Genomic DNA, 22,252 nt, shown 5'->3' on the forward strand with positions numbered 1-22,252 from the left:
GGTTATCCTTTTTTGAAAAAGAATTTCCCAGAACCAATCCCTAAACCTAATCCAATGAGAAAGGTAATACAAGCAATCCAATACAAACTATTTTTAGCAGCCGTTAGGAGAGGGTTATCAAATAAATTCATGGAAACATGAGCCGAGGCAATTAGCCATTTTCCCTTTTCTTTCACCAAAGTGGCAGTCCATCTGCTTTTGGAATGGAAGGAAATCCCTTCTGTTAGCTCAAAATAATCATCTGATCCGCCAAAGGAAATTCCGACGGTTCCCCCTCCGTATAAAATGGTAAGTTCATCAACGTTAATATTTGTCCCGAACTTACTGACCACTTTGTTTGGACCAGCTAACATTCTTTTTAAATAATTTGCGACACCCTCAGGTCCTCGGACGGCCTCCGCATTAGCGAAAGTCACTACGGCATTTGGGTGGATGAAGGGTATAATTTTGGCAATATCTTTTTCTTTCATTGCCGATTCTAAATCAGTTTTAAATTTTCTCAATTCGCTATGTACGGGATCTTCTGCAAATAATTGTGAGGAGATTGCGAAAATGATTGGAAAAAGAAGGAGAATTCTGAGAGATTTCATACGGATTTTAGAGAGGATCATCATTAAAACATTTGTCAAGATAAGAAATTTGATTCCAGGAAGATTAAATTTCGCCATCCAGGGATTGATTTACTTTTTGTATTTTGTTACATTCTTTTACATTAAAGATTCCTCATTTAGTCCCCAAACTATCGTTTGTTTGGTAGCACTTTCGTTTCTTCTTTTGACAAATTATGCTCTCCTACATGAAGCAGCACATGGAAACTTCCACAAAAATCCTCGACTCAACTATTTAGGCGGGATACTTTCTGGATTTTTGTTTCCGATTTCCTTTACCTTGGTGCAAGTGACTCATTCCAAACATCATGCATACAATCGAACCATTTATGAATCCTTTGATTTAATCTCAAAGAGCGATCATCGAATGGTTAAATATTTTCAATGGTATTCGATTCTACTTGGTTTTTTTTGGCCGAGTGCAGTGCTTGGGAATCTGTTAGTTGCTTTTTTTCCTAATGCTCGTAATTGGAAAATTTTTCAAAATCGATTGAGCACGAAAGTTATGTTAGAAGACCTTCAACCTTCGGATATTCCAAAAATTCGATGGGAAACAGCAGGAATTTTGATTCTTTGGAGTTTAATTTTTTACATTGGGCTTATGGAACCAATGGCAATTTTTATACTTTATTTTTTATTTGGGATTAACTGGTCAACTCGTCAATACATCACTCATGCATATACCGAAAGAAAAGTAATTGAAGGGGCTTTTAATTTAAAAACATCTAGATGGCACGAATTACTTTTGTTAAATGGGAATTGGGATAGGGAACACCACGAATATCCAGAGTTCCCTTGGATTTTTTTATCAAAACTGGGAAAAAAAAGGAAAGCGGATCGATCTTATTTAAAACAATATTTGAAAATGTGGTTAGGACCTATCTCTACCGATGAGGCCCCTCCTCTTCCCTTGCCAGTACATCGTAATTTTTAAAACAAGATAAGTAAGCATCATTCCACCAAAAATGTCAGAAATGTGATGTTGGTGCGTAAAAAGAACGGAAAATACTAAAAAGATAAACCAAAATAGAAATATTAGTTTTTCAGTGTGATTCGTTTTTTTAATAACAAATCGAAGGATGAGAGATGAATATGCAATATGTAAAGATGGAAATAGATTATGAGGTTTTTCAATAGTATAAAAAAGTTTGTAGATTAACGGAAAAGTGGTGATGGATCCGGGTTTTGTATAGCCAAGCCGCATTGGAAAAACCAAAAAACAAATTGAAGCAAAGATCGTGATCCAAACAAAACATTGAGATAACAATCGCATTTCTCCTTTGTTTAAATAAAACAAAGGTAGAACAAAGAATCCATTGATGGAAAAGTAAACTAAAATCCAGCCAGGTAAAAAAGGAATTCTCTTCTCTATATCCATGTATAATTCGAAATGGTCGGTTCTCTGTGACGCAAAATGATTTGTATATCCATAGGATGCAACAAACAGAAGAGAAAGCCAAAAGAAATGAGTAAAATAATAAGTTATTTCTTTTTTGTTTGGAATTTTCATAAAATTTGGAATTATTTCTTAAGCTCGCTTTGTTAATTTCTGTGGACGAATCTTTTTTGATTCGTAATTTCGCTATATGTCGTTAATTCGTCTATTGCAAAAGGAAATCCCTGCTACCGTATTAGATGAGACAGATTTATTTCTAAAAGCTAAATCAATTTTTCCAAAAATCAATTTTCGGAATTTTGAAGCAAATCAACTTTTGGAAATACAAAAGACGTATGGAATCGATTTGGCAACAGCTTTTCTTTATGACCTGATTCGCAATCGTTCCGAATCTACTTCGTTTTATAAAAAACTTGAGTCGTTTGCACCTGAATCTGGAAACTTTGGTAAAATTAAGGGTAAGGTGCTAGTTGTACCTGCTGGTCTCTATGAAGAATTACCGGAATATGCTGGTGATGGCTCGTTAATTCTATCAATTGCAAAAAAGTTTGGATTAGAAGCATCCAAAATTCCAGTACTTAGCAAAGGCAAAATTAGCGAAAATGTAAAAATCATATTAGATACCATAAAGAAAGAAAAAGAACCCTTGTATGTTTTTTCTTTTAGCAAAGGTAGTTCCGATTTTCGTGTTTTTTTAGAGTCCTACCCTGAAATTAGTTCAAAAGTCAAATTATGGATTTCCATTTGTGGGGTACATAAAGGTTTGCACTTAGTAGAACGTTTTGTAGGAAATTCTAAAGTAAAAAATTTCTTCAGCAAGTCATTGTTAAATGTCGTTGGGATTCCTCTCGAATTTGTTTCGGATTTCTCCCTTCAATCTGAATTGTTGAATCAATCATATTCGATTCCAAAACATTTAAAAACAGTATCTGTTGTTGGATTCCCTATAGAATCTCATTTAAAAGGTACGATCCGCGGGCGTTATCAGTACCTATCTAGGTTTGGTCCTAATGATGGAATTACTCTGCTTTTAGATGCTATATTGCCGGAATCTAAGATAATCCCTGTTTGGGGGGCAGATCACTATTTCCGTTCACCAAAAATTTCAAATCTTTTACACCAAATTTTTCATGCCTTGCAGAAGGGATGGTTATTTTGAAAGAAGTTTGGTTTTTGGTTTGTTCTGCTAAAGAATTACCACAAGGAAAAGTAATTTCGTTTCCTACTAAATTTCAGGACTTTGTTCTCTTTCGAAATGTAGAGAATGAAATCGTCGCACTAGAAGCTCATTGCTCTCATTTAGGAGCTCACCTTGGAAATGCAACCTGGTCTAAAGATGGAATACGTTGTTCATTACATGAAATTTGTTTTGATTCCAACGGAAATTCTTTGAAATCTAAATTGGGTTTATACAAACAAAAAAGATTTATCACAAAAGAAGAGTTTGGTTCCGTATTTGTTTATTTTGGAAGAAATTCAAATCCAATTTTTCCTGAATTGAATCTCATTCCCAAACTGGAACAAATGTATGAGAGTTTCCCTGGAAAGAAAATTTTTACCAATTGGGAAGCTATTTTGATCAATGCATTCGATCCTATTCACTTGGAATATGTTCACAAACGTAGGTTAGTTGATGAGCCACAAATTCGTTGGGATAAAAAAAAGAATATTTTAGAATTTCGATACAATTCGGAGGTAATTGGAACCAAATTCTCTGATTATATAATGAAATGGATTTCTAATAATCATATTAAAGTGCGCATTCAGACATATCACGGATATTTGTTTACCGTAGAATCTGACTTAGGTAAATTCAAAAGTCAGTTACTATTATCACTCAATCCTTTTCCATCTCACACAATGATTTCAGGTATTCTCATTCAGAAAAAAAGTTTTCCCTTTTTAAATTCTATACGAATGTTTTTTGCCGGTTTTTTATTTAAGCGATTTTTATTGGCAGATATCAAACCATTAGAAGGAATGAATGTGAATCATGAAAATTTGAAGAAAGACCCATACCTTAGTATCATTGGTGATTATTTAAAATCGATAAATGAACCAATTTGACAGCCCTTCGGGATTTTTTTCTTATACCAACTTACCTTTGAAACATATTCTGACTCTTAAAAAAAGACGGAAATTCCTTTAAAGAGACGATTTGTCTTAAACCTTCCTCAATTGCCGACTGGATGCTTGTTGCAATTTTGTCTTTTGACTCCTTGTCATCAGCGCTAAAAGGAATAGTTCTGGATATGATTTGTTCAGAATGTCCTAAGATTCTCTGTTGTTCTCCCAAAGGACTAATCACCAAAAACTCGACAATCGAAGCAAAGGTGGCATGACGAAATTTAGTAGTTCCGTCTTCAAATTCCAGAGATCGGTCCACTTGGACTTTTCTTAACACAATTACACCAGGTTCCAGTGGGTCATTGGATTTGAGAGGTGATAAAGAACTAACGGAAAAATAACGAGGGCTCGTGTTTGACAGTGATTGGAGTGCAAATTGTCCGATTGAAATTTCTTGTGATGGACCTACTTTTAAAACTTTTGTTTCTAGCTCCTGTGCATATTGGAGTCGTAGCGAATTTTCTGATCGATCTGTCTGTGGAAAATCCGTACGGGAAGTTGCTACGCAATTAGCCAACAAACAGAACATAGCTGAAGCAAGGTGAAATCGATATTTCATAAATATAGCCCACAAATCAATGTCACCAAACAACGAGTTTATTGCAGCTTAGTTCAGAAAAAACCCGAAAAGTTTCCTCTCAATTCGGTTTTTGATATTTAGAATCTTTGAAAACATAGTGACTTTCTATTTGTTTTGTTCATAATTCGGAAAACGAGGACGATTTTTTGGATAGTCCTAGTTTGGAAAAAAGAACATTCAAAGGAAAATGGTATGAAAATTGCTTATATAGTCGTTAGGGTTTTGCTTGGTGCATTATTCCTTTTTTCTTCCGTGGTAATTCTCTTTAACTTGGTCCAACAACCAGAAACTACGGGTGATTTAAAAGTATTCAATGATGGTATCAAGGCCTCCGGTTATTTAATGACCCTCATTAAAGTAACGGAGTTAGTTTGTGCGATTGCGTTTTTGTCAGGTAGGTTTGTTCCACTGGCTTCTGTTGTCATTGCACCTATTGTTGTGAACATTTTCTTTGTTCACATCATGATTGCCCCTGAAGGAATCCCTGTTGGAATTTTTGTTGTTGTTGCCAATGCTTTTATTGCTTACGTCAATCGTAATGCATACAAACCATTGTTTGTACCTGTATATAAATAAACAAAATAGACCACTACCCAGGCAACGATATTGATTTTTTGTCTGGGGGTGTTACATGCTCATTAAATCAAATTTTTTCCTTTCCCCACTGGTTCTATCGATTCAAAAAACTGGACTTCGCCAGAAGAAGTATCATAAAAACCTGAGACAATTTTGATTTCTTTAGAATTCACTTTTCCTAATAAAAATGGACTCTTAGTTAAAATTTCCTGGATGGAATTTTTCACATTTGCTTTTACAACATGATTGAAAATATGTTCGTTTTCTTTTTGGATGGGATGGATGATTTTTTCTGATTCATCAATTGCTTTTTGAATTTTGTTTGTGATGCTTGCGATGTTTCCTTCTCGAAGAGCATAAAGAGCACTTGAAACTGCCCCACAATTAGAATGTCCAAGAACGACAATTAACTTTGTCCCTATTTTGTCGCAGGACAACTCTAAACTTCCAAGTATTTCTTCGTTAACGATATTCCCTGCAATACGAATTGATATGATATCACCAAGACCTGCATCAAAAATAATTTCGGGACTGGTTCGAGAATCAATACAAGATAAAACTACTGCAATGGGATTTTGTCCAAAAGCGGTGGCATTCACTTGGTGTTTGAAGTATTTTTCCGACCATTTCCCTTTGACAAACCGTTCGTTCCCTCGTTTCAAAAAATCCAAAATTTCATCAGGAGTTAATTTCTGTTGTGCTTCTTTGTCTAAAATATTGACAAACTGAACTTGATCACTCAGTTCATAAGAATCTTTTAATCCAATTAGATTTAGTTGGATTTTTTTCTCTACAGAAACCACCGTTTTAAACTCTTCTAAAACTTCTAAAATATCATGGTCAATAAAATTGCAGTTTGATGCATCTACTATCAATTTGGAATTTTCAGGCAAGGCCCAAAGAGTGTCTTTAATGGATGCTCTGTTTAAAAAAGATACTTGGTTTGGAAGTTCTATCCTTATGGTTTCACCAATATTTAGAGTTTCCGTTTCCACAGAAAATGGATTTTTGTAATTGTTTTTGAGAATGAATATAAAACTGATGGAAAGCCCAATTAATACACCTGTTAGAAGATCAGTAAAGATGATTGCTATAATCGTTGCTATAAAAGGGAGAAATTGGTAAATTCCTTTATTGTAAATGGATTTGTATAAACTTAAGTTTGTTAGTTTAAAGCCAGTAACAATTAAAATTATAGCTAATGAAGAAAGTGGAATTAGGTTTAAAAAAGATCCAAAAAAAACTACACTAACGGACAAAAGAATTCCGTGGAATATTGTTGATAGTTTTGATTCTGCTCCCGCATAAATATTTACAGAACTTCTAACAATCACAGAAGTAATCGGTAGACCCCCAATCAAACCAGAGAGCGAGTTTCCTATACCTTGTGCCACAAGTTCTCTGTTTGGTGATGCCAACCTTTTGTGAGGGTCAATCCTTTCGACAGCATCTAAATTAAGTAAAGTTTCGAGAGTTGCAAAGGCAGCAATTGTAAAGGCAAAATACCAAACCTTACTATCCAAGATGGCAGAAAAATTGGGAAAGAAAAAAACAGATTCCCAGTTCTTGATATTGGGTATCGAGACTAAATGTTTTTCAGAAAGATAAAGTCCAGGAAAGTAAATTTGAAAAATACCGTTTAGAAACACTCCCAAAAGAATGACAAGGACTGGTGAAGGCAAAAACTTTAAAGGTTTCCATTTTGCCTTATCATAGGTAAAGATAAGTGCCAGAGAAGAAACGGCAATGAAAACAGCTCCCCAGGAAAAAAAATTGATGATATTAAAAAGTTCAGAGAATGTGTTTTCTCCATCTTTTTGAAAAAAGATAAAATCCTCTTCTGGGTCTACGTCGAATCCCACGGCATGTGGAATTTGTTTTAAGATAAGGATGATTCCAATGGATGCGAGTAATCCTTGGATCACATTCGAAGGAATGTAATTTGCAATGAATCCACCTCTTAAAAAACCAATCGTGATTTGAATAAATCCAGCAAGAAAAACGGCAAGAAGAAAAGTATGATAATCACCAAGACCGGCAATTGCAGCCAACACCAAAGTCACAAGCCCAGCTGCTGGTCCACTGACACTTGTACTCGAATGACTGAGAATCCCAACGATCACTCCACCGATGACCCCCGAAATCACTCCGGAAAGTAATGGGGCTCCACTTGCTAAGGCAACACCCAAACAAAGTGGGAGTGCAACTAAGAATACAACTAAGCCTGAAGGGAGATCATTTTTGATTTTTGAAAACATAATGGTCTGGGAATATTAAAATTTTATGAATTGGGTGTCAACACCAATGGATTTGATTCTTTTCTATTTTTAAATTCTCGATGAATTTTTTTTGAAATAAAATGACTAAATCTTATAACCAAACAGTCACGTCATCTAAGTCTTCTTCGCTGATCACATGGCGAATTTGATCCTCTGTCGTAAATGAAATAGATTGAATTTGGATCGAAGACCATAGGTTTGTATAAACATAAGGACCTACATGGCATTTAAGAATTACATTGGGTTGGATTTTTTTTTCGATCGAACAAATCAACTCTGGAGTTTTTTTGTCTTCTGGAATTAAAATTTGTTTTTGTAGGTCGAGAGCAAAGAATAAAATCTGAAATTTTGATATATTAATGTTTGTTAGGTTTTCTGTTTTGACAAACAACTGTAATTCTTTTGTACTAATTTTGTGGCGTGGACGAATGGTCACAAGGATCGGCAATCCTACTTCACGTAAATAAGCCTTTCGATTTTCAGGAAAATTCCCACTGGGTTTGGAACATTGAATGGAAAGGAAGAAAAAACAATATAAAATGGCCGTCTTGGACAAGGAATGAAGAATCTGATTGTTCCCTTTTTGTTCTCTTCGCAAGATTTTGCTACAATCACTGGCCTCTGGCCCCAACTCAACCCCTTTTCAAGTTTGGGATTTCTCTGATCCTTATTGAGAAACAAACTCAAATCGCCAAGATTTATTCAGTGAAGATTTATGAATTTACGGGAAGTGGAATCAGTCTGAAACTGGACGTAATAGAAAAATTTACACCTACACTCTACAGGAGCTCTTCAATGACGTTGAGTCTAGACTTCTTTCGATCCTCAATTGGAAAGAAGATCATAATGGCCATTACCGGATTTATCTGGTTTGGGTTCGTGATCCTTCATATGGTCGGAAACCTTCAAGTTTTCCAAGGACCAGAAAAATTAAACACCTACGCAAAGTTTCTCAAAGATTTAGGACCGCTACTATGGGTAGCAAGGATTGGACTGATTGTTGCCTTTTTTGGGCACGTATGCACCGCCATTCTTCTTAAAATTGAAAACTCAAAAGCAAGGCCTGTGTCTTATGCAAAAGGTTCTACCATCCAAGCTTCTGTTGCTTCTCGCACAATGGCTTATAGTGGACTCCTTTTACTCACATTCCTTGTTTACCACTTGGCACATTTTACTTTAGGAATTACGAATCCGGAACATTACACTTATGAGTACATTCTCAAAAATGGAGATGTGGTTCATGACGTATATGCAATGGTGATCCTCGGATTTCAAGATCCAATCATTTCCGGAACTTATATCATATTTATGGTTTTCCTTGCTCTTCATTTTTCTCATGCGTTGGGATCTATGTTACAAACATTGGGAATCCTTGCACCAAAACACAACCCAGCCATTCAGAAAGCTTCTACAGGACTTGGTCTTATCATTTTCCTGGGAAACTGTTCCATGCCGATCTCGATTTTACTCGGGTATGTCCGTTAAGGGTTTTTAGGAGAAGTTATGAAATTAGACGCAAAAATTCCGTCGGGTCCATTAGAACAAAAATGGGATAAACACAAACAAGACATCAAACTTGTAAACCCGGCAAACAAACGTAAGTATAAAGTCATTATCGTGGGAACAGGACTTGCAGGAGCTTCTGCTGCTGCTACACTCTCTGAACTTGGATACCAAGTTTCAGTTTTTTGTTTCCAAGATAGCCCAAGACGAGCTCACTCCATTGCTGCCCAAGGTGGTATCAATGCGGCAAAGAATTACCAAAATGATGGTGACTCCGTATATCGGTTGTTCTATGACACTGTAAAAGGTGGTGACTTCCGTGCTCGTGAAGCAAACGTTTATCGATTGGCTCATGAATCCACAAACATCATTGACCAGTGTGTGGCACAAGGAGTTCCTTTTGCCCGTGAGTATGGCGGAACCCTATCCAACCGGTCTTTTGGTGGAGCGCAAGTATCCCGTACTTTTTATGCAAAAGGACAAACTGGCCAACAGTTGTTACTTGGCGCCTACTCGGCTCTTGAAAAACAAATCTCTCGTGGTGCAGTGAAAATGTATCCAAGAACAGAGATGTTGGAACTAGTTCTTGTTGATGGTCACGCCAAAGGAATCGTAGTTCGTGATCTAGTGACTGGTGAAATTTCTTCCCACGCAGGAGATGCTGTCATTCTCGCATCCGGCGGATACGGAAACGTATTTTACCTTTCTACCAATGCAAAAGGATCAAACGTAACTGCTACTTATCGTGCCTACAAAAAAGGGGCAGGATTTGCAAACCCTTGTTATACGCAAATTCACCCTACTTGTATCCCACAAGCAGGAGACTACCAATCCAAACTAACTCTTATGTCTGAATCTCTCCGTAACGACGGACGGGTTTGGGTTCCTAAGAAAAAAGATGATCTCCGTGCTCCTCACGAAATTCCTGAAGACGAAAGAGATTATTACCTTGAAAGAAAATACCCTTCTTACGGAAACTTAGCACCTCGCGATATCTCTTCCCGCTCTGCCAAAGAAGCTTGTGACAATGGTCTTGGTGTAGGACCGAAGGTCGGTGACAAACGACTTGGTGTGTATTTAGATTTTTCTGATTCCATCAAACGATTGGGTGAACCAGTAGTAGCTGACCGTTACGACAACCTCTTCCAAATGTATGAACGTATTACGGGAGAAAACCCTTACAAAGTGCCAATGCGTATTTACCCTGCAGTTCACTATACGATGGGTGGTCTTTGGGTGGATTACAACCTCATGTCCAATATTCCTGGCCTTCACGTTCTTGGAGAAGCAAACTTCTCTGATCATGGTGCGAACCGACTCGGAGCATCTGCTCTCATGCAAGGTCTCGCTGATGGGTACTTTGTGATTCCTTATACCATTGGTGATTATTTCGCTAAAGAAGGTCATAAAAACATTTCTACAGACAGACCTGAGTTTAAAGAAGCAGAAGCCCGTGTTCGTGAGATGACTAATAAATTATTAGCAATCAACGGTAAAAAAACTCCGGATGATTTCCATAGAGCCCTTGGTAAAATTATGTGGGATCAGTGTGGTATGGCACGTAACGAAAAAGGCCTCAAAGATGCCTTGAAAAAAATTCCTGAACTGAGAGAGGAATTTTGGAAAAACGTAAAAGTTGCCGGATCTGGATCTGAGCTCAACCAAGAGTTAGAAAAAGCAGGTCGCGTTGCCGACTATTTAGAGTTTGGTGAACTACTCTGTTTAGATGCGCTCACAAGAGAGGAATCTTGCGGGGGTCACTTCCGTGAGGAACACCAAACCGAAGATGGTGAAGCAAAACGTAACGATGATAAATTCTGTCACGTAACTGCTTGGGAATATAAAGGTGAAGGAAAGGCTCCTGTAGAACACCGCGAAAAACTCGAGTATGAAAACATCCACCTAGCCGTAAGGAGCTACAAATAATGGATACAATGAAGTTACACCTTAAAGTTTGGCGACAAAAAAATAAAAACGATAAAGGTCGCATGGTGAGTTATGAAGCAAACAACATCAGCGAACATATGTCTTTTCTTGAGATGTTGGATGTTGTGAACGATGACCTAATCAAAAAAGGTGATGAGCCGATTGCTTTTGACCATGACTGCCGCGAAGGAATTTGTGGGGCATGTTCCATGGTAATCAATGGGGTTCCTCATGGTCCAGAAAAAGGGACTACCACTTGCCAATTGCATATGCGTAAGTTCAAAGATGGAGATACCATTTTTATCGAACCGTGGAGAGCCAAAGCTTTCCCTGTGGTAAAAGACCTTCTAGTGGATCGTTCTGCTTTTGATCGCATCATCCAAGCGGGTGGTTATGTATCCATCAACACGGGTGGAGCACCTGACGGAAATGCACTGCCGATTCCAAAAGTGGATGCTGACCTTGCGATGGACGCGGCAACTTGTATTGGATGTGGGGCTTGTGTAGCAGCTTGTAAAAATGCTTCGGCGATGCTTTTTGTATCCGCAAAAGTATCACATTTGGCACTCCTCCCGCAAGGTGTGGTCGAAAAGAAAGAACGTGTTCGTAAAATGGTAAATGCAATGGATAAAGAAGGATTTGGAAATTGTACAAACCAATACGAATGTGAAGCAGCTTGTCCGAAAGAAATTTCGGTGAACTTTATCACTAGACTTAACAGAGAATTTATCGCAAGCTAATTGAATTGCCCTTAGGAAGAAGATTTCTTTCTTGGGGAGTTTTATTTGCAAAGAGATTCGTTTTGTCACGAAGCGATATAAACCCGATTGGAAACAGTCGGGTTTTTTTATAATCTTTTGAGCGAATTCAGAAATTAGAATGATTTATTTTTTTGGCTTCTCTAGAAGTCTAGTTCACTCAAAACTCAAATTGATTCTCATCTAACAATGATTCTAAATCCATTTTTGAAATTGGTTTATCTGATAAAAAATCAGTCATCAAACGTTGGATCCATTCTATTTCTTTTCCTCGTTTGACACGACCTTGGAGAATGGTCTTAAGTCTCGATTGGATGGCGTTTTGGAAAAGGGACTTTGTAAGTGGTTCTAATAATTCCCATTTTCCAATGACCCTGAATTCTTCTTTCGTAAGTAGTAGCGAATACAAACGAAATCTTTCGAGAGCTTGGTATTGATTCGAAAGTTGGTCATCGCTACCACCGTAACGGATCATTAAGTTTTCGTCGAGTAAACCAATGGGATGGCCAGATAACAAAATCCGGTTCCATAAATCGTAATCTTCGCATACGGGTAGTTCGATGCGAAATCCTCCGATGGTTTCCAGGGTTGGTTTATGGGCCAAAAAACTAGATGTTGTTACCATACAATTATCCAATGACTCTTCTAAAAACCATCCAGAGAGTTTCCTGTATTTTCCTTTGGGCTCCATTAAATTGCCTTTTTTGTTCCAGACCTCTCTCGTTTGGGAAAAGAAAAATTCTGGATGGGATTTATGAAATTCCATTTGTTTGGAAAGTTTCTCGGGAAACCACTCGTCATCCGAATCTAAAAAGGCAATCCACTCACCTTCTGCCCTTCCCATTCCAAAGTTTCTTGCCCCACTCACTCCCCTATGTTCTGTTTGGTGGATCTGGATGGATTTATGATTTCTGCCAAAGGAAGATAGCTTCCCTTTCCAACCAGGAAGTTTGGAAAGGAGGTCTTTCCATGTATCATCGTCCGATCCATCATCGACAATATGGAGTTCCCAGTGGGGATAGGTTTGTTTTATCACTGATTCGATGGCTCTGTCGACGACGGTCTTTCGGTTATAGGTGGGTATAATAATGGAAACAAGCGGTCTATCGAAAGAATTCATTGGTGATCCTTTTCCAAAATCAAATCTAGATGTTGGATTTGGCCTCCTTGGTGGAGGTAAAAAATGGGAACTGGTTGTATCGAAGAGATTGGATTCGTACCGGAAGATAAAGAGGAAGGAGGATTTGGCAATGATTCTGATGGAGTTGGCAACGGCTTGGACATTGTTGTTATCTGCATCTCGTTTAGTTCTCGCAGTAAGGGTTTAACCGTCATTCCACTATAAATCGGCTCTAAGAGGATATTCGTATTTCGATAAAACTCTCGAATCCATTCTTTTTGAGACTTAGACTGTTTGCCAAAAGAAACCGTTGTTTTGTTTCGATTGTTATCGAATTGTAAATGGGCTTCGGAATTCTTTCCCTCTTTTGGAATTTCTAATATTTGTTCTGTTGGGATCGGAATGATTTTTAGTCCCAACTGTTTTTGTAAATCCTCCGTTTTTTTTTGCCAAGTTTCTTTGTTTTCTCCGACCATCACTCCTTGGACAAGGAGAGAAGTTCCATAAAAAAAATCAAAGGCGGAGAGAAAGGTAGCCCCAGATCCAATTTCCATTCGGAGAATGGCATTTATTTTGTGTCGTTGAAACTTCGGCTGAGAGGTATCAAGAAACTGGATTATTTTTTTCTCTATCTCCTGCCAAAAGGAGCGGAGTCCAAGGTTTTGCCCCGAGTGGATTCCAAATTCCGGTAAAGAGAGTCCTTGATACTCTTTTTCTTTTGCCAACCAATCATCAAAGGTAACCTTTCTGTTCGCATAACAAACCAAAGTATGAGAATGCCCTCGAACCAATCTTTCGTTATACGACCGAAGATGGGGATCCCTTGTATAGGCAATCGTATCTACAGTGAATCCATTCTTACGGAGAATGGTTGTAAAACTTGCCAAATAGTTTCCATGGATAGCACCCCATAGAAGCACTTTTTGGATTCGATTCTTTTGCAAATACTGGAGGATCCCTTGTGTTTTCCTCCACTTGGTTCCAAAACCAAAAGGCAGTAAGTCATCCCTAATGAAATGGAGTGTTGGAATTGAAGGAGTGTCTAGAGAGCGAGCGGTTTTCTCCGCTTTAGATACGAATGAATCCAAAATCGTAAAGGGGATTTCTGAAATGTGGATCGGAAGTGAGGGGAAAAAACGGGAAGGATCCATACGATCATAAGGAACAAAATTCAATGGATATCAAGCTTGTTTGTTTGGATTCATGGGCAGTGGACGCTTGGGTGACCCGAGCCCATTTTGTGCCAAAAGAATGATTTGGCACAATTTGAATTCTAGTCCCCGGTTTTTAAAATGGATAAGAAGGCTTCCTGAGGGATTTCTACGTTTCCAATTTGTTTCATCCGTTTCTTTCCTTCTTTTTGTTTCTCTAGAAGTTTTTTCTTACGAGAAATGTCTCCACCGTAACACTTGGCTGTTACGTTTTTACGAAGGGCAGAAATACTTTCCCGGGCTACTACTTTGGAACCAATGGCCGCTTGCAATGGAATCATAAACTGGTGGCGAGGGATCAGGTCTTTTAGTTTTTCAATGATGACCCTTCCCCGTTCTTCCGCTTTGGATTTGTGGACAATGGAGGAAAGGGCATCCACCGGTTCCCCATTCACAAGGATATCCATACGAACAAGTTTCGAATCTCGATACCCCACTTCTTCGTAATCCAAAGATGCATAGCCTTTGGTATAGGATTTGAGTTTGTCGTAGAATTCAAAGATAAGTTCCGCCAAGGGAAGTTCATAGGTGAGTTGGAGTTTGTCCTTGGAAAGGTAGACCGTATCCATATGGATCCCACGTTTTTCAATCACAAGAGACATGATATTTCCCACATAAGATTCGGGAGCGATAATGGTTGCTTTGACAAAAGGTTCTTCGGATTTCCCAATTAATATGGGATCGGGCCATTTGCTAGGGTTGTCCACTTCGATCACATCGTCTTTCGTTGTTGTGATTCGAAATTTTACGGACGGAGCTGTGGTAATAAGGGCTAAATTAAATTCCCTTTCCAGCCTTTCCTGAACAATTTCCATATGAAGGAGACCGAGATATCCTACACGAAATCCAAACCCCAGGGCTGCTGAATTTTCTCTTTCAAAGGTGAGAGCAGAATCATTTAACTTTAATTTTTCGATGGCATCCACAAGGGCGTCAAAGTCTTCCCCGTTAATAGGAAAAAGACCAGCAAATACCATGGGTTTTGCATCTTTAAATCCTTTGACATCTTCGGCAGTTTGGCGATTGGCATGGGTGATGGTGTCCCCTGTTTTGGCATCACCCATCTTTTTCATACCAGCGACCACATAACCTACGTCACCTGCTTGTAATTCTTCGCAAGAAACCATGGAGAGTCTATTGATCCCCACTTCCGTTACAGTAAACTGGCGGCCAATGTTCATCATATGGATCATTTCGCCTTTGCGAAGTTTTCCATCATACAAACGAACTTTCGCAACCACACCCATATAAGTGTCAAAGAAGGAATCATAAATTAATGCTTTGAGAGGAGCATCTACATCCCCAACAGGAGGAGGTAATAAATAACAAATGGATTCGAGTACTTCTTGTACATTTAGCCCTGTTTTTGCAGAAATCGGAATGGCTTCTTCTGGATTGAGCCCCAAAGATTCTTCGATCATGAGTTTACATTTGTCAATATCGGCAGAAGGAAGATCTATTTTGTTAATAACAGGAATTATGCGAAGATTTAAATCCATCGCTAAATATAAATTGGCCAAAGTTTGAGCTTCTACTCCTTGGCTTGCGTCAACGATGAGTAAAACCCCTTCACAAGCAGCAAGGGAACGGGACACTTCGTATGTAAAATCAACGTGGCCCGGGGTATCAATTAAATTGAGGTGGTATACGTTCCCATCTTTGGCGTGGTAATCAAAGGACGCATTGTTCGCTTTGATGGTAATCCCACGTTCTCTTTCGATGTCCATGGAATCGAGAATTTGGTCTTTTTTTGTCCTTTGGTCAGTGACTAGACCAATCTCAAGCAAACGATCCGCCAGAGTGGATTTTCCATGGTCGACATGGGCGATGATGGAAAAATTGCGGGTGAATTTTTGGCGTTCGTTCACGGTTCCCTCTTCTTTTTAAGTCATTTTCCTAGAACAAGGCTCTTTGTCGAAAAAGTTTATTGTCAGAGGCTTAAAATTCCTAACACTGGGAGGAAATTATCCCTTAGGAGAAACAATTCCCGATGTCCCAAAAAGATAGCATTCGTTCCGTCAAAGCCCGTGAAATTATGGATTCCAGAGGAAATCCAACCGTTGAAGTGGATGTCACACTTGAAGACGGTTCCTTTGGTCGTGCGGCGGTTCCCTCTGGTGCGTCAACTGGTGAACATGAAGCCGTAGAACTTCGTGACGGTGATAAAAAAAGATACTCCGGAAAAGGTGTACTGAAAGCCGTAGAAAATGTAAATTCTAAAATATCTAAATCCATCTTAGGCCTTTCGGCAACAAACCAACTCCTCATTGATGGAACTATGATTTCCCTAGATGGAACTGCCAACAAGTCCAAGTTAGGTGCCAATGCCCTGTTGGGTGTTTCTATGGCTGTGGCAAAAGCTGCGGCAGCACATGCAGGCCTTCCACTATATCGTTATATCGGTGGAACCTTTGCACGTGAACTTCCTGTTCCCATGATGAATATCATCAATGGTGGTGCTCACGCAGACAACAATATCGACTTCCAAGAATTTATGATTCTACCGGTGTCTGCTCCCAATTTTCGCGAAGCCCTTCGTATGGGTGCAGAAGTTTTCCATAGCCTAAAATCAGTTCTCAAAGGAAAAGGTCTCAATACCGCTGTGGGTGATGAAGGTGGATTTGCACCAAACCTAACCAGCAATAGCGAAGCCATCGAAGTCATCCTCACTGCCATTGAAAAGGCAGGATACAAACCAGATCTTGATATCAAAATTGGATTGGACTGCGCTGCGTCTGAGTTCTATGATGAGAAGAAAAAGAAATACATCCTCAAAGCGGAGAAAAAACCAGAAAAGACTGCGGAAGAACTGGTAGAATACTACTCAAATTTAGTGTCCAAGTATCCGATCATTACCATGGAAGACGGTCTGGATGAAAACGATTGGACAGGCTGGAAAAAACTTTCCGAAAAACTGGGGAAAAAGATCCAACTTGTGGGGGATGATTTGTTCGTAACCAATATCAAAAAGCTCTCCCAAGGGATAAACAAAGGGATTGGTAACTCCATTCTCATCAAAGTGAACCAAATTGGAACTCTTACAGAAACCCTGAGTGCCATTGAAATGGCAAAAAAAGCCCAGTATACAGCTGTGGTTTCCCACAGGTCTGGAGAAACGGAAGATGCAACCATTTCCCATATCGCCGTGGCAACCAATTCCGGTCAGATCAAAACAGGTTCCTTGAGTAGAACGGACCGAATTGCGAAATACAATGAACTCCTTCGGATCGAAGAAGAACTCGGTAAAAATGCGACTTACAGCGGAGTAAATACTTTTTACAACCTAAGGTAATATGACACCAACGAAAGCCTCTTTACTTGTAACGTATATTTGTGCTGGAATCTATCTCGGACTTTTGTCCGAGTCAGGGATTGCCGAACGTATGCGTCTTGAGAAAGAATTACAAAATCTCAATGCAGAGGTCGAGAGGCTTGTGGTCGAAAACCAAGGATTGGAAGAAAAAGAACGCCGCCTAAAAAATGATGCATATGCCTTAGAACAGGAAGCAAGAAAGTACTATCTACTCTCTGAAACTGCTCATGTATTGAAATTCGAAGAAACTTTATCCCTAACGCCAGAAAAACCAAAAGCGATTCCTGCATCACTCCGAACTGCAGGGCTTAGTGGGGATTGGAAAGAACCACCCCTCTTTTTATTACGTTTCTTTTTTATTTCTTTCAGTGTTTTCCTGATTCTAGGCGTTTACTTCAAGCTGAAACGCTTGCAACCTATGTCTAATCACAAAAGACTGAATTAATATGGCAGAAGAAGAAACACCAGAAAAAGAAATCACCGAAACCATCCAAGATCTCATTAGCGATAAAAACATGGGAAAGAAGTTCCTGGAAAAAAGGAAAATTTTTCTCTGGGGTCCTGTCACTGACGAATCCTCCAAGGAGCTCACCGCCAAACTTATGTATTTGGAAATGGTAGATCCTGGAAAACCAATTACGTTTTATATCAATAGCCCTGGTGGTGTGGTTACTTCAGGCCTTGTTGTCTATGACACAATGCAAATGATTTCCTCACCAGTGCATACAGTATGTATGGGAATGGCAGCTTCTATGGGTTCTATCCTACTCATTGGCGGGAAAAAAGGAAATCGTTACATTTGGCCTAACGGTCGAGTGATGATCCACCAACCTTCCATTGGCGGACAGATCCAAGCTCCAGCTACGGATTTACTCATCCATGCTCAGGACATTGTCAAAACTAAGGAAAAACTCAATCAAATGTTAGCGGATGCATGTGGCAAAACCTACGAACAATTGGTCGAAGACACCGATCGAGATTATTATATGGATGCCGACCAAGCATTAGCTTACGGGATTGTAGATAAGATCGTAAACACAATTGACGTCGTCTAACAGAGAATTTAAACCAAGAAGATTTTTAGAAGGTAGACATTTACAAACTGTCTACAACGTACTCTTTCCTCCAGACAATTCTCTAGAGGATGAGTACTATTCAGAAAGTATCCTCATTCCCACAAACGATGGGTCTGGGGATCACCTTTGGTTGGAACACAACCCTCCTCTTTCTTTTGTTCGAAAAAAAGCCTCCAAATGGAATGGATATTACCTACTTCTCATTCATGGAATGGAAGGAAGTTCTGAATCTCATTATATGGTGAGTGTTGGAAAAGAAGCACTGAACCGCGGTTATGGGGTCGTACGAATGAATTTGCGTAACTGTGGTCGTGGCCTTGGGATTGCCAAAAAACCATATAATGCCGGCCAATCGGAAGATTTGGATGTTGTCTTAAAATACATTTATCAACATTTTTCAAGATCTATATTTGTTTCTGGTTTTTCTTTATCGGCCAATCTGGTGATCAAATTTTTTGGAGAAAAAAGGGAACACTATTCGAAGGCGTTTTCGGCCACATCCCCTCCTTTGGATCTAAAACGTAGTTGTGACTTTATTGATTCAAGAGCCGGAAATTTTTACCGAGATCATTTTTTGGATACTATGAAAGAAAAGGTAACATCTGGGGTTTATGAAATCTCAGATAAAATGAAAGAAAGAGTGTTACGCAGTAAGTCTTTTTTTGATTTTGATGATTTTTTCACAGCACCAATTTCTGGTTATGCGAATGTATTGGAATACTACAATATTTGTTCCAGTGTCAAATACCTTGGGGGAATCAAAGTTCCTGGCCTCATAGTCCATGCTGACGATGACCCTGTAGTTCCTTCTGAAGTTTGGCATGAAATTCGATGGAAATCCTACCCGCTCATACAAACGGTTCTTACGGAAAAAGGGGGACATGTTGGATTTATCAGTGACCCTTCTCCAGACAATCCAGAAGGAAGATGGCTTCCTCGGATCCTCCTCGATTTTTTTGATTCTCAAATCAAATCGTAATCATCATAATAATTAAAATTTAAGGAAGGGACGTATGCGAAACCTATTAAAAGAATGTTTGGCGGAAGAATCCGGATTCGTGGAACTAAGATACCACCATAAAGAAAGTCGTTCCTTCTTCGCCGAAAGGGGACGTGTGGAATCCACTGCCCTACGCAAAAGAACAGGTGTCGGTGTTCGAGTTTTGGAAGCGGGAACTTGGGGGTTTGCATCCACCAGTGAAATTTCCAAATCCTCCATCCAAAATGCCATCCAGGTAGCCAAAAAAGCGGCTCGCCTATCTTCAGCTCTCCGAAAAGATAAAATTCCGAATTTGCCAAAGGCAAATTTTGCTGTTGGTGATTTTATTGGCAAAGGGATTGAAGACTTTCGTAACCGCACGGTAGAGGAAAAACTAAAACTCGTTCTCGACATCCAAAATGCTGCCGCCAAACAATCAGCTAAGCTCCAGTCCGTGGGTTGTGGGTATTCTGAAATTTATGAAGAGAAAGCGATCGTGACTACCGACGGGGCTGATAGTTTTTTTAGTATGGTAAGACCAGAATTTCGAGTTTCCGCTGTCGCAAAAGAAGATGGAAAGATGGAATCAGGTTCTCATTCCATTGGTGTGACAGGTGGTTGGGACTGCCTCTTTCGTTCCCAGTCTCCCACAGAAATTTCCGACGAAGCCTGTAAAACAGCTGTGGATTTACTTTCCAGTTCTTTACCTGAAGGAGGTCTCTCCACTGTGATTTTATCTCCATCGATTGTAGGGCTTCTCGTGCACGAAGCCATTGGCCATACCGTAGAGGCAGACTTTGTTCTCTCAGGTTCTGTGGCCCAAGGAAAAATTGGTCATAGGGTTGGTTCCGACTTGGTGACGTTATGCGACTCTGGGTATTCGGAATATTACGAAGGAGCTGGTGGTTCCATTCCTGTAGATGATGAAGGAGTCATTCCTACAAACACAGTCATCATAAAAAATGGAATTCTATCCTCTTACCTCCACAACAGAGAAACAGCAGAACGATTTGGAGTGGCACCAACGGGATCGGCAAGGGCTTGGGAGTATGGTGATGTTCCTCTCATTCGCATGCGAAACACTTTCCTTATGCCCGGAAATTCTAGTTTGGAAGAGATGATTGCAAATACAAAAGATGGTTACTATCTGGATGGTGCCAAAAATGGCCAAGCAGATGCGACGGGTGAATTTATGTTTGCCGTTCAAAAAGCCTACCGCATCCAAAATGGAAAGATCACGGACCTCTTAAAAGGTGTGACGGTATCTGGTCTTGCCTTTGATGTTTTACAAAATGTAGATATGGTTTCCAAAGAATTCAAATGGGATTTGGGTTCGGGACATTGTGGGAAAGGACAACCTGCTAAAGTAGATGCGGGTGGACCTTATGTTCGCACAAAAGTATTATTAGGTGGTAAATAATGGATCGTAATTCGATTGAAAAACGTTTGAACGACCAAAAAGATTTACTTTCTAATTTAGTCAAAAAAGCAAAATCAAATGGGATCGACCAGGTAGAGATTTATTCCAGTTACGGATATTCGGAAGATGTTAGTTTAGAAAAAAATGACTTAAACAACTGTACTGCGACCGAAGAAAATATGTTTGGAATTCGGGTGATTCATGAAGGAAACCAAGGTTTTATCATCTCCAATCATATCCCTAGTCTTTACCAGTCCATTGAAGAAGCCTATAGTTTGGCTAAAAGCCAATCCACTCCCGATTTGGATTTAGTCCTTCCGGAACCAGAATCCATCCAGAATCATTTCAACCAGTATGACGCATCCTTAGATACAATGGGAATTGAGGATTTGGTAGCATCCGCAAAAGAAGCTCTCGGATGGAGAAACGATTTGTATTCCAAAGTCAATATTGACTCAGGAGACTTTTCGCTTAGCAAAGGTTATAAACTGATTGTTTCTTCCAAAGGTGTGATGGCCCATGAACTAGGAGCTGAACTTTCTGCATCGGTAATGGGAATGGGTGTGGACGGAGATTTAGTCGGAAGTTTTGATTATGATTCTGCCAGTGGGTTTGACAAAACTCAGTTCCAAACTTTATGGAAAAAAGCCTTTATGAATTTTGGAGACAAATGTATGGGAGCGTTATATGCAAAACCCATCTCTGGATTTCAAGGGAAGGTCTTACTACCCCCTGAGGCTGTGTATTCTTTTTTTCTCGGACTTTTTATTGGTTCTTTAAATGGAACAAGCCTACGCAAAGGAAAATCGAAAATGGCAGGAAAATTGGAAGAGAAAGTTGCTTCTTCCCTACTTTCGATTTGGGATGATCCAACAAACAATAGTTTTATGGGCTCAACTGGTTTCGATCGGGAGGGTCTCCCTACTTCTAAAAAACCAATCATTACAGAGGGTGTATTGCATACTTACTTTTACAATACCTATGAAGCCAAAAAAGCAGGCCTTCCGAAATCCAATGGTTGTGCCACAGGTGGAGCCCAAAGTCTCCCTGGTTGCGGTCCCAAACAATTACAAATTGCACCTGGATCAGCAGCAAAGGATGAGTTTTTCAAACTTCCTGGTAAAACCTTATTTGTGAATCGGATCTCTGGAACCAAAGATGGAGCTTCGGGTGATTTTTCAGGAGTGATCAAAGGCGGATACCTTTTAGAGAATGGAGAGAAGATTCCGGTCCGAGAGGTACAAATTGTGGGAAATGCGTTTGAAGCATTGAATCAAATAGAAGCGATCTCCAAAGAAGGAGAACTTTTGGGGGAATCGTCTTTTGTTCCTTATATGTTACTCGATGGATTTACCATTACGGGAGTGACGGAAGAGTAAA

21 protein-coding genes are annotated in these 22,252 nt (G+C 39.4%); 13 read left to right on the plus strand and 8 right to left on the minus strand.

The window, feature by feature from the left end:
• Positions 1-2 precede the first annotated feature (2 nt).
• On the minus strand, positions 3-590 hold the full coding sequence (locus EHR01_RS04010; RefSeq protein ID WP_135693316.1) for a YybH family protein: 588 nt from the start codon (positions 588-590) through the stop codon (positions 3-5).
• 97 nt (positions 591-687) lie between these two features.
• Here EHR01_RS04010 and EHR01_RS04015 point away from each other — a divergent pair, with 97 nt between their 5' ends.
• Positions 688-1,542 (plus strand): fatty acid desaturase family protein, encoded by an 855-nt coding sequence (locus tag EHR01_RS04015; RefSeq protein WP_167482921.1) that lies wholly within the window; start codon positions 688-690, stop codon positions 1,540-1,542.
• Here the strand turns inward: EHR01_RS04015 and EHR01_RS04020 are convergent.
• Positions 1,480-2,118, minus strand: a complete 639-nt coding sequence (locus EHR01_RS04020; RefSeq protein ID WP_135693320.1) for a phosphatase PAP2 family protein — start codon at positions 2,116-2,118, stop codon at positions 1,480-1,482. The genes EHR01_RS04015 and EHR01_RS04020 overlap by 63 nt on opposite strands.
• A 76-nt stretch (positions 2,119-2,194) precedes the next feature.
• Here EHR01_RS04020 and EHR01_RS04025 point away from each other — a divergent pair, with 76 nt between their 5' ends.
• Both EHR01_RS04025 and EHR01_RS04030 read left to right on the plus strand, forming a co-directional pair.
• The gene (locus tag EHR01_RS04025) at positions 2,195-3,163 is read left to right on the plus strand and encodes a hypothetical protein (protein ID WP_135693322.1); all 969 of its coding nucleotides are present in this window, start codon (positions 2,195-2,197) and stop codon (positions 3,161-3,163) included.
• Positions 3,160-4,071 (plus strand): Rieske 2Fe-2S domain-containing protein, encoded by a 912-nt coding sequence (locus EHR01_RS04030; RefSeq protein WP_167482922.1) that lies wholly within the window; start codon positions 3,160-3,162, stop codon positions 4,069-4,071. The genes EHR01_RS04025 and EHR01_RS04030 overlap by 4 nt, the downstream gene beginning before the upstream one ends.
• 31 nt (positions 4,072-4,102) lie before the next feature.
• Here the strand turns inward: EHR01_RS04030 and EHR01_RS04035 are convergent, their stop codons facing one another.
• Positions 4,103-4,690 (minus strand): hypothetical protein, encoded by a 588-nt coding sequence (locus EHR01_RS04035; protein WP_135693324.1) that lies wholly within the window; start codon positions 4,688-4,690, stop codon positions 4,103-4,105.
• Between the two features lie 213 nt (positions 4,691-4,903).
• Between EHR01_RS04035 and EHR01_RS04040 the strand changes: the two genes are divergently transcribed.
• Positions 4,904-5,287, plus strand: a complete 384-nt coding sequence (locus EHR01_RS04040) for a DoxX family membrane protein (RefSeq protein ID WP_135693325.1) — start codon at positions 4,904-4,906, stop codon at positions 5,285-5,287.
• Positions 5,288-5,349: 62 nt separating this feature from the next.
• On the opposite strand, the gene EHR01_RS04045 is transcribed toward EHR01_RS04040, so the two are convergent.
• Both EHR01_RS04045 and EHR01_RS04050 read right to left on the minus strand, forming a co-directional pair.
• Positions 5,350-7,545: a SulP family inorganic anion transporter gene (locus EHR01_RS04045; protein ID WP_135693327.1), complete on the minus strand. Its 2,196-nt coding sequence runs from the start codon at positions 7,543-7,545 to the stop codon at positions 5,350-5,352.
• Between the two features lie 112 nt (positions 7,546-7,657).
• Complete coding sequence (locus EHR01_RS04050) at positions 7,658-8,122, minus strand: hypothetical protein (RefSeq protein WP_244309969.1); 465 nt, start codon at positions 8,120-8,122, stop codon at positions 7,658-7,660.
• Between the two features lie 239 nt (positions 8,123-8,361).
• On the opposite strand from EHR01_RS04050, the gene EHR01_RS04055 reads away from it, so the two are divergent.
• Genes EHR01_RS04055 through EHR01_RS04065 form a run of 3 tightly spaced genes read left to right on the plus strand, consistent with a single transcriptional unit; the run spans position 8,362 to position 11,735 of the window.
• Positions 8,362-9,051 carry a succinate dehydrogenase cytochrome b subunit gene (locus tag EHR01_RS04055; RefSeq protein ID WP_135693328.1) on the plus strand — a complete coding sequence of 230 codons (690 nt, stop codon included), beginning with the start codon at positions 8,362-8,364 and terminating at the stop codon, positions 9,049-9,051.
• Positions 9,052-9,069: 18 nt separating this feature from the next.
• Positions 9,070-10,995: a fumarate reductase/succinate dehydrogenase flavoprotein subunit gene (locus tag EHR01_RS04060; protein ID WP_135583488.1), complete on the plus strand. Its 1,926-nt coding sequence runs from the start codon at positions 9,070-9,072 to the stop codon at positions 10,993-10,995.
• An 8-nt stretch (positions 10,996-11,003) separates the two neighbouring features.
• Positions 11,004-11,735 (plus strand): succinate dehydrogenase/fumarate reductase iron-sulfur subunit, encoded by a 732-nt coding sequence (locus tag EHR01_RS04065; RefSeq protein ID WP_135693329.1) that lies wholly within the window; start codon positions 11,004-11,006, stop codon positions 11,733-11,735.
• Positions 11,736-11,913: 178 nt separating this feature from the next.
• Here EHR01_RS04065 and EHR01_RS04070 read toward each other — a convergent pair whose 3' ends face one another.
• The 3 genes from EHR01_RS04070 to lepA all read right to left on the minus strand — a co-directional run bounded on the left by EHR01_RS04070 (position 11,914) and on the right by lepA (position 15,952).
• On the minus strand, positions 11,914-12,873 hold the full coding sequence (locus EHR01_RS04070) for a glycosyltransferase family 2 protein (RefSeq protein WP_135693330.1): 960 nt from the start codon (positions 12,871-12,873) through the stop codon (positions 11,914-11,916).
• A complete protein-coding gene (locus EHR01_RS04075; protein WP_244309970.1) occupies positions 12,870-14,048 on the minus strand; it encodes a hypothetical protein in 1,179 nt (392 codons plus the stop codon). The genes EHR01_RS04070 and EHR01_RS04075 overlap by 4 nt, the downstream gene beginning before the upstream one ends.
• Before the next feature lie 98 nt (positions 14,049-14,146).
• Positions 14,147-15,952: a translation elongation factor 4 gene (lepA, locus tag EHR01_RS04080; RefSeq protein WP_135693332.1), complete on the minus strand. Its 1,806-nt coding sequence runs from the start codon at positions 15,950-15,952 to the stop codon at positions 14,147-14,149.
• Positions 15,953-16,074: 122 nt separating this feature from the next.
• Between lepA and eno the strand changes: the two genes are divergently transcribed.
• The 6 genes from eno to EHR01_RS04110 are packed head-to-tail and all read left to right on the plus strand — an operon-like array spanning position 16,075 to position 22,251.
• Positions 16,075-17,376 (plus strand): phosphopyruvate hydratase, encoded by a 1,302-nt coding sequence (gene eno, locus EHR01_RS04085; RefSeq protein WP_135693333.1) that lies wholly within the window; start codon positions 16,075-16,077, stop codon positions 17,374-17,376.
• 1 nt (position 17,377) lies between these two features.
• A complete protein-coding gene (locus EHR01_RS04090) occupies positions 17,378-17,842 on the plus strand; it encodes an FtsB family cell division protein (RefSeq protein ID WP_135693334.1) in 465 nt (154 codons plus the stop codon).
• Between the two features lies 1 nt (position 17,843).
• Positions 17,844-18,452, plus strand: a complete 609-nt coding sequence (locus EHR01_RS04095) for a ClpP family protease (RefSeq protein WP_135632313.1) — start codon at positions 17,844-17,846, stop codon at positions 18,450-18,452.
• On the plus strand, positions 18,439-19,452 hold the full coding sequence (locus EHR01_RS04100; RefSeq protein ID WP_135693336.1) for a YheT family hydrolase: 1,014 nt from the start codon (positions 18,439-18,441) through the stop codon (positions 19,450-19,452). The genes EHR01_RS04095 and EHR01_RS04100 overlap by 14 nt, the downstream gene beginning before the upstream one ends.
• A 34-nt stretch (positions 19,453-19,486) precedes the next feature.
• Positions 19,487-20,872 (plus strand): TldD/PmbA family protein, encoded by a 1,386-nt coding sequence (locus tag EHR01_RS04105; protein ID WP_135693337.1) that lies wholly within the window; start codon positions 19,487-19,489, stop codon positions 20,870-20,872.
• A complete protein-coding gene (locus EHR01_RS04110; protein ID WP_135693338.1) occupies positions 20,872-22,251 on the plus strand; it encodes a TldD/PmbA family protein in 1,380 nt (459 codons plus the stop codon). Before EHR01_RS04105 ends, EHR01_RS04110 begins: the two co-directional genes overlap by 1 nt.
• Position 22,252 lies beyond the last annotated feature (1 nt).

This window comes from Leptospira mtsangambouensis (assembly GCF_004770475.1).
Classification (GTDB): Bacteria; Spirochaetota; Leptospiria; order Leptospirales; family Leptospiraceae; genus Leptospira_A; species Leptospira_A mtsangambouensis.